The organism is Saccharicrinis aurantiacus (genome assembly GCF_001660705.2).
GTDB classification, from domain to species: domain Bacteria; phylum Bacteroidota; class Bacteroidia; order Bacteroidales; family Marinilabiliaceae; genus Saccharicrinis; species Saccharicrinis aurantiacus.
Genome location: NZ_LYBV02000032.1, coordinates 156,164 through 171,049, shown reverse-complemented (window position 1 = coordinate 171,049; position 14,886 = coordinate 156,164). Strand labels below are relative to the sequence as shown.

10 protein-coding genes are annotated in these 14,886 nt (G+C 35.0%); 8 read left to right on the top strand and 2 right to left on the bottom strand.

What is annotated here, in order from left to right:
* Positions 1 to 681 precede the first annotated feature (681 nt).
* From A8B35_RS16075 to murA, 4 genes are all read left to right on the top strand, one after another.
* Complete coding sequence (locus A8B35_RS16075) at positions 682 to 1,365, top strand: GIN domain-containing protein (protein ID WP_068474138.1); 684 nt, start codon at positions 682 to 684, stop codon at positions 1,363 to 1,365.
* 131 nt (positions 1,366 to 1,496) lie between these two features.
* Positions 1,497 to 3,800 (top strand): ATP-dependent helicase, encoded by a 2,304-nt coding sequence (locus A8B35_RS16070; protein ID WP_068474135.1) that lies wholly within the window; start codon positions 1,497 to 1,499, stop codon positions 3,798 to 3,800.
* Positions 3,801 to 3,898: 98 nt separating this feature from the next.
* Positions 3,899 to 4,579, top strand: a complete 681-nt coding sequence (locus A8B35_RS16065; protein WP_068474133.1) for a DUF4290 domain-containing protein — start codon at positions 3,899 to 3,901, stop codon at positions 4,577 to 4,579.
* A 30-nt stretch (positions 4,580 to 4,609) separates the two neighbouring features.
* A complete protein-coding gene (gene murA, locus A8B35_RS16060; protein ID WP_068474131.1) occupies positions 4,610 to 5,923 on the top strand; it encodes a UDP-N-acetylglucosamine 1-carboxyvinyltransferase in 1,314 nt (437 codons plus the stop codon).
* A 59-nt stretch (positions 5,924 to 5,982) separates the two neighbouring features.
* Here murA and A8B35_RS16055 read toward each other — a convergent pair whose 3' ends face one another.
* A complete protein-coding gene (locus tag A8B35_RS16055) occupies positions 5,983 to 6,861 on the bottom strand; it encodes a radical SAM/SPASM domain-containing protein (protein WP_139314917.1) in 879 nt (292 codons plus the stop codon).
* A 142-nt stretch (positions 6,862 to 7,003) separates the two neighbouring features.
* The gene (locus tag A8B35_RS16050; protein ID WP_068474129.1) at positions 7,004 to 8,011 is read right to left on the bottom strand and encodes an OmpA/MotB family protein; all 1,008 of its coding nucleotides are present in this window, start codon (positions 8,009 to 8,011) and stop codon (positions 7,004 to 7,006) included.
* 384 nt (positions 8,012 to 8,395) lie between these two features.
* On the opposite strand from A8B35_RS16050, the gene dxs reads away from it, so the two are divergent.
* From dxs to A8B35_RS16030, 4 genes are all read left to right on the top strand, one after another.
* Positions 8,396 to 10,348 (top strand): 1-deoxy-D-xylulose-5-phosphate synthase, encoded by a 1,953-nt coding sequence (gene dxs, locus A8B35_RS16045; RefSeq protein WP_245820804.1) that lies wholly within the window; start codon positions 8,396 to 8,398, stop codon positions 10,346 to 10,348.
* 9 nt (positions 10,349 to 10,357) lie between these two features.
* Complete coding sequence (locus tag A8B35_RS16040) at positions 10,358 to 12,757, top strand: TonB-dependent receptor plug domain-containing protein (RefSeq protein ID WP_075603448.1); 2,400 nt, start codon at positions 10,358 to 10,360, stop codon at positions 12,755 to 12,757.
* A gap of 355 nt (positions 12,758 to 13,112) precedes the next feature.
* Complete coding sequence (locus A8B35_RS16035) at positions 13,113 to 13,712, top strand: DUF3244 domain-containing protein (protein WP_068474125.1); 600 nt, start codon at positions 13,113 to 13,115, stop codon at positions 13,710 to 13,712.
* Positions 13,713 to 14,192: 480 nt separating this feature from the next.
* Positions 14,193 to 14,804: a hypothetical protein gene (locus tag A8B35_RS16030; RefSeq protein WP_068474121.1), complete on the top strand. Its 612-nt coding sequence runs from the start codon at positions 14,193 to 14,195 to the stop codon at positions 14,802 to 14,804.
* Positions 14,805 to 14,886: the final 82 nt, after the last annotated feature.

The window sequence follows — 14,886 nt, the reverse complement described above, 5'->3', positions numbered from 1 at the left end:
CTATTTGATGATGCCTTCGTTGAAATTTATGGGAGATTGTACTCAAAGTAGAGCAAGCTATCACATAGCTTTGTGGGATAATTTTTTTTATGAGGGGGCGAAGTATTTATTGAGAGCCTTGTTTTTAAGGTAATCGTTTTAGAAAGCAAGCTGAGCCTAGCTTTTGTACTCCTAAGTATCAAGATCATTAGATAAAGGTTTAATTTTAAGGTCATCTAAGATAATTAAAAAAATATTTTTAGCAATATGAAGTTGTTCAACGTGCAATTGAAAATCTATAAGTATATCAAAGTACTTCAACTTATTTTAGGATGGGACATACATAAAAAAAGGGATATCAACCGTTGTTGTATCCCTTTTTCTTAACCTAAACCCTAATCTATGAAAAAAAACTTCTTATGTCTGTTTTGTGTGGTGAGTTTTAAATAATCGGAACGCTTTAGAAGCGCTCCGATTAATAACCTAAACCCTAACCTAATCTATGAAAAACTCTCTTGCTCTTCGATAAGCAATATTGCAAAGCCTGTGCCAAAATAATTCAATTCGGTACTTTTAGTATTCATTAACACTTATCGCTTTAATTCATATAATCGGCATTCCGTGTAGTATATCCTTATTCAAGTGTAAATAATAAAACAAAACAGGGTTTAATTTTGTATATTATGTATAAACGAGGGTGTTATGCTTAAATTAGTTTCAATAGTACTAATGGTTCAACTTGTTTTTCAAGTTAGCCTATCTCAAAAGATAGAGCACCGAGCGCACGATGAATTCTCAATAATAAAAGTAAAATCAGGCATTAAAGTTTTTATTACCCAAGCCGATACATTTAGCATTATAGTAAAATGTAACCGAAGCTCCATTCATCGCATCATCACCGAGCAAATTAATAACAGTCTTACTATTTATACCAAAGGAAAATACCGTTGGGGCAATAATGAATTGCGCGAAGTGCATATTACTGCTCCCTACTATCTGGCATTAACCGCCGAATCGGGCAGTGATATTACCAGTATGAATAGAATTGAAGGGGATATTGTTTTTATCAGAGCTTCAAGTGGTTCCGATGTTTATTGCAACCTATCCTATACCACCGCCAAAGTAAATGTTAAAAACGGAGCAAGCATAAGCCTAAGCGGTGCGGTTCGTAATTTAAATGTTAAAGCAGAATCATCAGGCCATGTATTCAATAAAAAGCTAATTGCCGAGTATGCCAACTTAAGTGTTGGACTAGGATCAGTAATTGAAGTATACGTATCCGATTGGTTAGTGGCAACCAGTAAAGGGGGCGAAATAAAATACAAAGGAGCTCCTAAAAATGTAGAAGTAGTAGCCTCTAATGGCGGCGATGTAATACGCTTCTAGTGAGTTGTAAATCATCCCTATAAATTGCTAAAAGCATTAAGCTTTTACTTTTATCAATCAATAAATCTTCATACTACATGCTTAAAAAAATTAAAAAATTAACTTTGTTGCTCAATTAAAAATCATAAAGTGTGCAAGATTATTTAGAGCATTTAAATGAGCCGCAAAGAGAGGCTGTAGTAAATACAAAAGGACCATCGTTGGTTATTGCCGGAGCAGGATCGGGTAAAACCCGAGTACTTACCTATCGTATTGCTCATTTATTAACACAAGGTGTTTATCCCTATAAAATATTGTCCTTAACCTTTACCAACAAAGCAGCGCGCGAAATGAAAGAACGTATTGCTAAAATTGTTGGCGAAGAAATAGCACGTAATCTTTGGATGGGTACTTTTCACTCTGTTTTTGCTCGCATACTGCGTTCAGAGGCCGATAAACTGGGTTACCCATCATCCTTCACTATTTATGATTCTGCCGATTCAAAAAGTTTAATTAAATCGATTATTAAATCGATGCGTTTAAACGAAAAAGAATATAAAGTAGCCAGTGTTTTGGGGCGTATTTCATCGGCAAAAAACGATTTGGTTACACCCAAGGCATATGCGCAAAGCAGCATCCGCATGAGCGAAGACCAGGCCAGTGGAAAAAGCATGATTTATGAGATTTATGCACGCTATATGCGCGAGTGTTACAAATCAGGCGTAATGGATTTCGACGATTTGTTGCTCAATACCAATATTCTGTTTCGCGATCATCCGGATGTATTAGAAAAGTATCAGAAGAAATTTGATTACGTTTTGGTTGATGAGTACCAGGATACCAACATATCGCAGTACATCATTATTAAAAAGTTAGTAGAGCAGCATAAAAATATTTGTGTTGTTGGCGATGATGCCCAAAGTATTTACAGCTTTAGAGGGGCTAAAATTGAGAATATTTTAAACTTCAGAAACGATTACCCAGGCTATAATGTATTTAAGTTAGAACAGAATTATCGTTCTACGCAAAATATTGTAGATGCTGCCAATAGTATCATCTCAAAAAACAAGAATCGTTTAGATAAAATCGTTTATTCAAAAAACGATGTGGGTAATAAAATCAGGATTCACAATGCCATTTCAGATATTGAAGAGGGCTTTATTGTGATGAAAGATATGAACGAGAAAAGAAAGTTAAAGAACTATGATTATAGCGACTTTGCCATTCTGTATCGTACCAATGCGCAGTCGCGTATATTTGAGGAAGCGCTGCGTAAAAATGCCATTCCGTATAAAATTTACGGAGGCTTAAGTTTTTATCAGCGTAAAGAAATTAAGGATCTTTTAGCTTACTGTAGGATGGCCGTTAATTCAGCCGATCAGGAAGCACTGAAGCGTATTATAAACTATCCAACCCGTGGAATTGGTAAAACTACCTTAGAGAAAGTTGAAGCAGCAGCTAACGAAGCGCAAGTTGGTATGTGGGATGTGATTTCTCGTCCTGATTACTTGGCTAAATTATTTAATGCAGGTACCCAACGTAAGTTAACTTCTTTTGCAGGGATGATTCAAGGCTTTAAGGCCAGCATTAATCAGCTCTCAGCCTACGACTTAGTAAGCGAAATTTTGGCACAAAGTGGCATGAAATCAGATTTGTTTCAGGAACGAACCCCTGAAGCATTATCGCGCCAAGAAAATATACAGGAACTTTTAAATGGTATACAAGAATTTACCACCTCTCGCATTGAAGAAGGTGGCGAAACGGGACTGGTTAATTTCTTAGAAGAAGTTTCGCTATTAACCGATCAGGATAGTGATTCAGAAGACGATTTTAATAAAGTTACCATGATGACCATCCACTCCAGTAAAGGTTTAGAATTTAAAAACGTTTACGTAGTGGGAGTAGAAGAAGGTTTATTTCCTTCGAAAAGAACACTCGATAGTGAGCAAGCCATTGAAGAAGAGCGTCGTTTGTTTTATGTAGCGATTACTCGTGCCGAGGACAATGCTGTGATTTCTTTTGCGCGTACCCGTTATCAGTATGGCGAGTCATCATTCACCCGCCCAAGTAGATTTGTGGCTGAAATTGATGAGCAGTATGTTGAGTATATGGGCGATCAGGTGAAGATACCATCAAATCCAAACGGATTTTCTCAAAATCAACAATTTAAACGTACCTTCCAAAAAACCGAAACACCCAATAAACCAGGCTATAATTTCAGTAAAAAAGTGGGGCAGAGACCCGCTTCGGAACCGGCACAAGCTAAAGGTAGTTTTTCAGGAACAACAGTGGGAGGGCTTAAAGAAGGTAGTCTTGTGGAACACATTCGTTTCGGTAGAGGAAAGATTGTTGCCATAGAAGGAAATCCACCAAATACCAAAGCAACAGTTGAGTTTGAAAATGCGGGCATTAAACAATTATTGCTCAAATTTGCCAAACTTAAAATTTTGGCTTAGTTTTGTAAGTATAGTACTGCAATAAAAACTCGTAGATACTTCACAATAGAGATTGAGATTAATAAAATATCTCCCCAAGTCAATCGATTTTTAGATTTATGGAATATAATTCAACCAGAAAGAAATTGCTTCTACCTGAATATGGTCGTCATATTCAAAAAATGGTTAACCACTGCGTTAGCATTGAAGATGTTGAGGAACGTACAAAATGCGCTCACTCTATAATAGGGAACATGGGAAATATGTTTCCACACTTACGTGATGTGAATGACTTTAAGCATAAGCTTTGGGATCATTTGGCCATCATGTCTGATTTTAAATTAAATATTGAAACACCATTTCCATTACCAGCTGTTGAAACATTAAATGAGCGTCCGAAAAAAATGCCATATAATACGCAACGCATCCGTTATAAGCACTATGGTAGAACTATAGAGCAAATGATTGATAAGGCAGTTCAAATGGAAGATGGCGAGCATAAGCAGCATTTAATTTTGCTCATTGCCAATAACATGAAGAAATCACTTCTGTTGTGGAATAAAGATTTTCCGGGCGATGCACGTGTTTTTGAAGATATGCGCAAGCTATCAGGAGGTAAGTTAGAAATCAGTCCTGATTTAAAAATTCCTGAGCAACGCGAACATACCAATAGATCAAATAGTAACCGTACTAATAAAGGTCCACACCAAAGTCACGGTCAACGTAATAACAATAATCGCAACAACAACAACAATAATAATAAGCGTCCGTTTAAAGGTAACGACAACCGTAAAAAGTAGACGGCTCATTATTTAAATTACCCACCATAAATGCATTGTTTCGAAATTGAAGGAGGACATAAGCTTAAGGGCGATATTACTCCACAAGGGGCTAAAAATGAAGCCTTACAGGTTATTTGTGCAACCGTACTTTCTCCAGAAGAAATTACAATTTCAAATATCCCAGATATAGTTGATATCAACAATCTTATAGATTTACTGGAAGATATTGGTGTGAAAATCAATAGAATTAGTAGAGATGTTTGCTCTTTTAAAGCAGATAAGATTGATTTAGACTATTTACAAACCATAGAATTCCGTAAAAAAGCATCTTCATTGCGAGGATCAATTATGATAATGGGGCCTTTATTGGCACGTTATGGTAAAGCTTATTTTCCAAAGCCAGGGGGCGATAAAATTGGTCGTCGTAGATTAGACACCCACTTCATTGGATTTGAGAAATTAGGTGCAAGCTTTCATTACAATCCAAACGAAATTTTCTATAGCCTAGAAGCCAAAGAGCTGAAAGGAACCTATATGCTTTTAGATGAAGCGTCGGTAACCGGAACCGCAAACGTGGTTATGGCTGCTGTTTTAGCTAAAGGTAAAACCACCATTTATAATGCAGCATGCGAGCCGTATTTACAACAGCTTTGTAAGATGCTAGTTAGTATGGGTGCAAAAATTACGGGTATCGGATCAAATCTACTGTATATTGATGGAGTAGAATCATTGGGTTCTTGTGAGCATCGTATTTTACCTGATATGATTGAAATTGGTAGTTTCATAGGAATGGCTGCCATGACAGGTTCTGAGATTACCATTAAAGATTGTGCTTACGATGAGCTAGGGATTATTCCTGAGGCATTCAAAAGAATGGGAATTAAGTTAGAACGCCGAGGTGATGATATTTATATCCCAGAGCAAGATACTTACGAAATAGAGACCTTTATTGATGGTTCTATTATGACGATAGCTGATGCTCCTTGGCCTGGTTTAACACCCGATTTATTAAGTATATTCTTAGTAATTGCCACTCAAGCCAAAGGAAGTGTTTTAATACACCAAAAAATGTTTGAGAGTCGTCTTTTCTTCGTAGATAAATTGATTGACATGGGTGCTCGTATCATTTTGTGTGATCCGCATAGAGCCACTGTAATTGGTTTAAATAAAGAAACCGCTTTAAGAGGAACAACGTTAACTTCTCCGGATATTAGAGCAGGGGTTGCTTTGTTAATTGCAGCACTATCCGCAAATGGGAAAAGTACAATTCAAAACATCAATCAAATTGATAGAGGATATCAGAATATAGATGTTCGTTTACAGAAATTAGGAGCCAAAATAAAAAGGGTTCAAGCGCAGTAAACGATAAAAGAAAAATATTTAGAAAGAGCTATTCGTAATGAGTAGCTCTTTTTTTTGCCTTATTTTTTAGCTAAAGGACAATTTTGGCAGATGTCAATTTGTGATTGCGCAGTTAGTAATTGCTTTTTGAATTGTTGAGAAGCCTTGCTATTATTTATTTCAGATAAATTGGATTGATATACATTTCCAAAATTGTAGTCAGCATCCTTATCAAAACAACAAGGAATTACATTCCCATCCCATGTGATTACTGATGAGGACCAAGCTTTCCAACATTTGTTTTTGTAAGATCCCTTTATTTTCAGGCTCTCTTTCTCATCAAGTTCATACCTTGAATATTTATTTAAGGTGGTAAGTCTGTTTTCTGCATTAGGAGAATCGTAAACTTGGGCCGATTTTAAATCTATTTTGTCTATACCTAAATCGTTAGCTAGTTTTATAAAGTCGTTTATCTGGTGCTCATTGTACTTGAATACCAAGAATTGTGCAGTTAATATGGGGTAGTTACTCTTTTGTTCTTGTTTTGCCTTTACAAGCGCTTTAGTACCTTCAATAACTTTATTCAGCTGACCATTAATTCTGTATTTTGAATATACTTCTTGAGTAGCCCCATCAAACGAGATTATTAAAGAGTCAAGTCCGCTAGCAATGGTTTTGTTGGCGCGTTCTGTATCTAAATACTGACCATTGGTTGAGGTTGAAACCACCAAGTTGGCTTTTTTAGCTAAGGTAACCAGTTTGAAAAAATTAGGATGCATATATGGTTCTCCCTGAAAATAGAGGTTTAAATGCCATACCTCTTTATTGATATGCTTTAATAATTCAGAAAATTGAGGGGTACTAATGGTGCCTTTGGGGCGCTTTAAAATACCTAAACCAGTGGGGCATTCGGGGCATTTTAGGTTACAAATACTTATGGGTTCAATACTAATAGCCATTGCTTTAGTACGAAGGAGTGGTGTTTTAAATATAGTACTGAGTAGGTAGGAGAATTTCAAGTGCAAAATATTGATGAATCTTGCACTCGAAATAGTTCTTACATAAGAAGCAAGTATAGCAAAGTTTGCTATAAGCTGCTTTTTAGTTGTTGAGTATGTTGAAAATTTTATCAAAGTTTGGCGCTAAAATTATTTCAGTTCGTCTATTCCTTCTTCTAGCTTCCGGCGTGTTGTCTGTGTCAATAGGCACAAATTCACCTCTACCTGCTGCTGTTATTCTGTTAGGACTAACGGATGAATTATTAATGATAATGCGAGAAACGGAAGTTGCTCTCTTTACACTTAAATCCCAGTTATCTAAAAGTACTGTACTTTTATAAGGAACATTATCAGTATGACCTTCAACCATGATGTAAATATCAGTTTTATTTTCGAGAACCTTCCCAATTTTTTGAATGGCACTTTTACCTGCAGAACTCACAGAGTAGCTTCCTGATTGGAATAATAGTTTTTCTTCCATCGATACGTATACTTTACCATCTTTGGTATATACCGAGAGTTCATCGTCTCCAAAGTCGGTTAAGGCACTTGCGATTGAATTACGTAAAGCATTCATGGCAGAATCTTTTTCGTTTAGGATTGCCTCTAATTCAACTAATCTTTTGTTTCGGGCTTCTAATTCTTTTTCGGCATTAGCTAATTGCTCTGTAGCAAATATTAAATCTTGCTGCTTTGACGCCAATTCTCGTTCAGCTCTCAATAGTTCATCTTCACGTTTTTGTAATTGTTCATGTAAATTCTGAACATGGGCTAATAGTTCACTCGATTGTGTTGTTGTATTCCCTCCAAATCGTTTTAATAATTCAGCATATTCATTAGCCAGCTCTTTGTTTCTTTTTTTTAGTGTCCAATTACTTTTGGCCAATCGCATGGTGTCTTGCGTTAAAAGTTCCACATCTTTTTTTAAACGTTCGGCTTCCGCTTTTAACTCGTTATTATCAACAATTAAATCTTCGTTTTCATTTTTTAATTGCTTTGCTGCAATGGCATCTTCTTCCCCTTGTGATTTAACATCCTGAAATTGCTTCAATGGCACGCATGCTGAAAATAGGGCTAGTATAAGTCCAGCATAAATAATTAGTTTATTCATAATTAATAAGAATTATTAGGTGTAACCGTAGGATAATACAAGTCATTGTATCAAACTGAAATTACATGTGTGTTCGTTTTTGTTTCTCTCTCTAAAAACAGAATCCAAATATGATAATTAAATAATTACCTTGAAATAAATATTGGTAAATATTCCTTCGAGTTCATTATTAAATGTCTACGCTTTTTAATATGGATGTATTACAATCCGTGAAAACAGGAATTAATGTTATAACGGTTTCTTATCAATCTATTTTTCTTCTTTCAAGTTAAATAGATGAAGTATTGTCATAGCCATAGAAATCTTGTTTTACTAAACCGAAAATACAAATAGATATAATTATAAGTTTAACCTCAATGTAATTTTGTATTCGCATTAAACCTTATGGGTAATTCATTATATTTGCACTCTGTAAAAAAATATACCGCATTAAGAGGAATGAACGATAAGGTGAATAAATTACTTCCATTGATTGATAGCCCTGAGGATTTGAAGAAAGTCGATGAACAAGACTTAGCTCAGGTGTGTGATGAATTGCGAGATTTCATAATTGATGCGGTTTCTTGTAATCCAGGTCATTTTGGTGCTAGCCTTGGTGTTGTTGAATTAACAGTAGCCTTGCAATATGTATTTAATACACCAGAAGATAAGATTATATGGGATGTGGGGCATCAGGCCTACGGACATAAAATTCTTACCGGACGTAAAGATCAATTCCATACCAATAGAAAGTATAAGGGGTTAAGTGGATTCCCGAATATTAACGAAAGTGAATTTGATGCTTTCGGGGTTGGTCATTCATCTACATCAATATCAGCAGCCTTGGGTATGGCTATTGCCGCTCAGCAAATGGGAAAAACAAAACAGCAGTCGATAGCTGTTATTGGAGATGGCAGCATGACCGGTGGTCAGGCCTTTGAGGGCTTAAATAATTTGAGTACAACCAAAGCAAATATGCTGATTGTGCTTAATGATAATAATATGGCCATCGATCCTGCGGTTGGAGGTTTAAGTGATTACCTTGTTGATATCAGTACTTCTCATACCTATAATAAAATTAGGAAAGAGATGATGAAGGGCATTGAAAAGCTAACAGGGCCCAATGCGCAAGATAAAATTGTTGCCATCAACAACAGTATCAAATCCCTATTAACAAAGCAATCTAATATATTCGAAGGTTTAAATATTCGTTATTTCGGACCCGTGGATGGCCATGATATTAACCACCTTGTTAAAGTACTGAAAGATTTAAAAGATATTCCCGGACCAAAGGTTCTTCATTGTATAACCAAAAAAGGGAAGGGTTTTAAATTAGCTGAAGAAAATCAAACAGCTTGGCATGCTACAGGCGCTAAGTTTGATAAAACCACAGGAAAGAAGACTGAACCAGAATCAACTAAGCCACGACCACCAAAATATCAAGAAGTATTTGGCCAGACCATTGTAGAGTTGGCTAAGAAGAACGAAAAAATTGTTGGTGTTACACCTGCAATGCCATCTGGTTGTTCTTTAAATATAATGATGGATGAAATGCCTGATAGGGCTTTTGACGTTGGTATAGCTGAGCAACATGCGGTTACTTTTTCAGCAGGAATGGCTATATCTGGTTTAATGCCTTTTTGTAATATCTATTCAACATTTATGCAGCGTGCCTATGATCAGGTAATTCATGATGTTGCCATACAGAATTTGAATGTGGTATTTTGTTTAGATAGAGGAGGTTTAGTGGGTGCTGATGGGGCTACGCATCATGGAGTATATGATCTTAGTTTCTTTAGGCCTATACCGAATATGACAATAAGCTCACCTCGTAATGAATCAGAGTTGCGAAACTTAATGTATACAGCTCAGCTCCCAAATAAAGGACCATTTGTTATTAGATATCCTAGGGGCCTAGGTATTACAATTGATTGGAAGACTCCTATGCAAGAAATTGAAATTGGCAGGGGCGAGGTTCTAAAGGAAGGTAGTGATATTGCTTTTGTAACATTAGGTCCAATTACTAACAAGGCATTTCAGGTTTGTGAAAAATTGGAGCATGAAGGTTATTCTGCCGCTTTATATGATTTGCGATTTGTTAAGCCTTTAGATGAGGAGCTTCTTCATAGCTTATTCCGCACCCATACAAAAGTAATTACTGTTGAGGATAATTCTGTAATTGGAGGAGTAGGAACTGCAGTAATTGAATTTATGGTTGAAAATGGATATCATGCTACAGTTAAAAAAATGGGTATTCCAGATTTGTTTGTAGATCATGGTACTCAAACTGAGCTATATGCAGAATGTGGCCTTGATAAAAAAACTATGCTTAAAAATGCATTAGAGATGCTTCAATAATATTATTATATGAGAGTAACGATATTAATATTACTTATGGTTGCCTCATATTCTAATTTATTGTCACAACAGGTGCGCATCACAAATAGTGAAGAGCAGGTAATTCCTTACGTTGTCGTTTATAATCAATCCAAAAATATTCACGTATTAGGTAACGAAGAAGGGATCTGTAACCTGTCATCCTTCTCACTTAATGAAGCTATTTTCTTTCAGCATCCAAGTTATCATATCAAGGAATATTCTTCATTATCAGAAATAGGCTCTACAGTAATACTAGAAGAAAAGGTTATTGTTATGGATGAGCTGGTTATTTCTGCTACCCGTGGTCAAAACACAACAGAAACAATACCATATTATCTTAAAAGCTTGCATACCGGTAGTATAGAATATAAAAATGCACCTACTGCTGCCGATATCCTTGTAAAGACTGGTCATATTGCTGTTCAGAAAACTCAAAGTGGTGGTGGAAGCCCTATTATTAGAGGTTTTGAAGCTAATAGAATATTACTTGTGGTTGACGGTATACGTATGAATAATGCCATTTATAGAAGTGGCCATTTGCAGAATAGTATTACCATTGATCCTAACATTTTACAAAGTACTGAGGTCATTTTTGGGCCGTCATCGGTTATGTACGGAAGTGATGCTCTAGGTGGAGTAATTCATTACATTTCAAAGAATCCTCGTTTCTCAATTGATGATAAGCTAAATTCTGAAGCCCAATTTAGTATACAGGGCATGAGTGCAAGTAACTCTATGCGCTCAAATTTTAACTATAGTGTAGGTGGTAAAAAATGGGCATCATTAACAAGTATCTCCTATAGTAATTTTGGAGATATTAAGATGGGAGAGAACAGGTCTTCTGATATAACGCCTTCTGACTGGGGAAAAGTATACCATTATGCAGATGTTGAAAATGGAAAGGACATTATGCTACCCAATAGCGATCCAAATGTGCAACGAAGAACAGGATATACACAATACGATATCATGCAAAAGGTACGGTATAAGGCATCTATTCATCATGAGCTCGGACTAAATTTTCAGTACTCCAACTCATCTAATATAAATCGTTTCGATCAGTTAATACGTTATAATGACGACAATACATTGAAGTATGCCGATTTTTATTACGGACCTCAAAAACGTTTATTAGCAGCTATCAATAGTAAGTATAGCAAAGAATGTGTTTTGTTTAATTCGGTTAACACAATTGCAGCTTATCAAAATATAAAAGAGGATCGTCATAGTCGTAAATTCAACGACTTAGAACAATTAAACCAGCTTGAGACAGTTGATGTATTAAGTTTAAATATTGATTTTGAGAAAGACTTTACCCTCACTACTAAATTAAATTATGGTTTAGAGTACACCTATAATAATGTTAATTCAAAAGCAGATTATACAATTGATGGAAATTTTAGCGGGATAGCTCCTACGCGTTACCCTAATGGAGGTTCTCATACGTCTTCAATATCAGTATATACAAATTATAATAGTCAACTGAATGATCTATTATCTTTAAACGCTGGATTCAGATATGGGTATTATTTCTATAATTCCGTATTTAATGCAAATGATTTTTTTACACCACCAGTAAATGAGTTTAAAACATCCAATGGTGCACCCTCAGCTAGTATAGGCTTGGTTCTTAAACCAGGTTTGGGATGGCGATTTAACGGAAATGTAACCACAGGCTTTAGGGTTCCAAATGTTGATGATTATGGTAAAATTAGGGCTAAGAATTCTGAGATATCCTTGCCTAATACTGCAATTGATCCCGAGAAGGCCGTTAATTTTGAACTTTCAGCAACAAAGGTATTTGGTAATGATATTGCTTCTGTTAATGTAACTTACTTTCATACGATTTTGCGCGATGCCATATTACGCACCAATCTTACTATTAATGGGAAAGATTCTATTTTATACGATGGTGACTGGTACCGAATGGTAACAAACGACAATGTTGACAAGGCTTTAATAAAAGGACTTAGTGCCGCTTTTCAGGTGCAACCACTTTTTAATACTAAAATTAGTGGTACTTATAATTATACTGTAGGCAGGAGTTTATCAACAGATGAGCCAATGGGGCATATACCACCAATGTTCGGAAGGATTGGGGCAGAGTATAAGTATAAAAAGTTGGTTTCAGAGCTTTATATAAATTATCAAGCCACAAAGAAACTTGAGGATATGTCACCATATGGTGAAGATAATGATGATGCTGCCGCAGATATTGGTTTTCCATCGTGGCAAACTTTAAATATTGCTTTCCAATACCCAATAATAGATCAAATTTATATTCAGGCCTCGGTTGAGAATATTTTAGATAAACATTATAAAAGTTTTGCTTCCCCCATAAGTTCTCCCGGATGTAATGTAATAATTAGCCTAGTAGGCACGCTGTAAGCCTCATTAATCAGGGCTTGTAAGTAAAATGGAACTTATTTACTTATCAATATTCCCCTATACAAGAATTAACAATAACAGTAAAATCTTACGGTTCTTAACATTAAAACTATTAAAGTACTATTATGTGTTAATATACAGTCTTGTTGTTAATATAAATTTCAAATGTTAACCTAATGTTAACTTAATGTATCTCTTTTGTTAATTCGGCATGATTTAATGTTACCCTCTTAAAGAAACTTAAAACAGATGGCTGAGACCCCCCTAATTTATATACGCTCCCACAAAAAACATATACTTTTACAACGGAAATAAGATCAAACCACATATTGTTGAAAAAAATAAAGATAAAAATATGAAAAAAGGATTATTAAGAGGTATCGCATTGGGAGTAATGTTAACCTTAGTATTAAGCGTAAGTGCACAAGAATCTATTGTAAAAGTAAACAAGTATTTAAATTCAGATTATTCAGTTGTATCTGTTGCAAATCCTACTCAGAAGTCAGCTCGTCTAGTAATTAAAGATTCTGAAGGTGAAGTTGTAATGAAAAAGAGTATTACACGTGCCGCTTTTTCTCAAGAAATAATTGATTTAAGCAATTTAAACGACGGAAAGTATACTGCAGTATTATCAAATAAAAATGAAGAACTTGTTGAAGAGCAATTTGCTTTAATCAATAACGAGGTATCTGATGCTACAATAATGTCAGCTGAAGAACTAAAAGCTTTCTTTCGTCTAAATGATAATATCTTATATGTAAGCCATATTGCTTTTGGTGCTAACAACTTCGGTATTTCAATTGAAGATGCTATTGGCGATCAAATTTTCAAGAAAGGATTTGAAGGTAATTCAACTTACTCAGGTAAATTTGATATCTCAGCACTTCCTAATGGAGAATATAGCGTTAAAATTAAGTCTGGTAAGAAGCACTATAGTTACGTGTTCAAAAAGTAATTAGAATAGATTCTACCTAGGTAGATATAAACTATATAAATGCGCAACCTTGTTAGAGGTTGCGCATTTTTTTTGCTATTGATCTTACTTGTCTTGTCTTGTCTTGTCTTGTCTTGTCTTGTTTAATCCCTTTTTTATTTTCAATTGATATTTCAGTGCTCTAATGCTGAAACAGCTTTTAACATATCCCTCTTTCGCATATGCTTAATTAACAAATCTCATCCTGCTTTTCTATTTTCTGTTAAAATAATGGCCTCTTGTTAAGGAAAATACCTAATGTTAATTTAAGATTAACTAAATGTTATCTAATCATTACCAGAAGACCTTGTTTTGCTATTCTATTAAAGAAACTTAAATCGTATGTCTGCAACTACCTGATTTTGATCCCTCTTCGAAGATAATGCCTAGTTTTACAAAGTCAAAAGGATATAAGCTATCTGATTGGCTGATCGTTAAAGTAGAAATATAAAATTATAAAATATGAAAAATGGATTATTAAAAGGTATCGCATTGGGAGTAATGTTAGCCTTTGGTTTAGTAGTTAGTGCACAAGAAGAGCAACAAGAAGCTGTTGTAAAAGTATTTAAATATTTAGATACAGATTACTCGGTTGCTTCTATTTCAAATCCAACAAATAAGTCAGCCCGTTTGATCATTAAAGATCAAGATGGAGAAGTAGTAATTAAAAAATCAATTAGTAAAGATTCTTATTCGCAAGAAATTCTTGATTTAACTAATCTTAATGATGGTAAATATACTGCCATTTTAAGAGCTAAAGATTTGGAGCCGGTAAAGGAAAAATTTGCTTTAATTAATAACAAAGTTACTGATGCTACAATTATGTCAGCTGAGGAATTGAGAGCTTTCTTTCGTCTTAACGACAATATCTTATATGTAAGTCATATTGCATTTGGAGCTAATAACTTTGGTATCTCAATTGAAGATGCAATTGGTGATGAAGTGTTTGAACAAGGTTATGAGGGCAACAACACTTTCTCAGGTAAATTTGATATTTCAGCACTACCTAATGGAGATTATAGTGTAAAGATTAAATCAGGAGAAGAACAATATAGCTATGTATTTAGCAAATAATCTTATTGATTAAGGTATAAAAAAACGGGTGCGATTCGTATGAATCGCACCCGTTTTTTTTATATGTTCCTTATTGTATTTA

What these genes read in the sequence shown, in the direction of transcription:
- murA (WP_068474131.1), top strand. Translation starts at nt 4,610, where the DNA reads ATGCATTGTTTCGAAATTGAAGGAGGACATAAGCTTAAGGGCGATATT.
- A8B35_RS16030 (WP_068474121.1), top strand. Translation starts at nt 14,193, where the DNA reads ATGAAAAATGGATTATTAAAAGGTATCGCATTGGGAGTAATGTTAGCC.
- A8B35_RS16055 (WP_139314917.1), bottom strand. Translation starts at nt 6,861, where the DNA reads ATGGCTATTAGTATTGAACCCATAAGTATTTGTAACCTAAAATGCCCC.
- A8B35_RS16035 (WP_068474125.1), top strand. Translation starts at nt 13,113, where the DNA reads ATGAAAAAAGGATTATTAAGAGGTATCGCATTGGGAGTAATGTTAACC.
- A8B35_RS16065 (WP_068474133.1), top strand. Translation starts at nt 3,899, where the DNA reads ATGGAATATAATTCAACCAGAAAGAAATTGCTTCTACCTGAATATGGT.
- A8B35_RS16050 (WP_068474129.1), bottom strand. Translation starts at nt 8,011, where the DNA reads ATGAATAAACTAATTATTTATGCTGGACTTATACTAGCCCTATTTTCA.
- A8B35_RS16040 (WP_075603448.1), top strand. Translation starts at nt 10,358, where the DNA reads ATGAGAGTAACGATATTAATATTACTTATGGTTGCCTCATATTCTAAT.
- dxs (WP_245820804.1), top strand. Translation starts at nt 8,396, where the DNA reads ATGGGTAATTCATTATATTTGCACTCTGTAAAAAAATATACCGCATTA.
- A8B35_RS16075 (WP_068474138.1), top strand. Translation starts at nt 682, where the DNA reads ATGCTTAAATTAGTTTCAATAGTACTAATGGTTCAACTTGTTTTTCAA.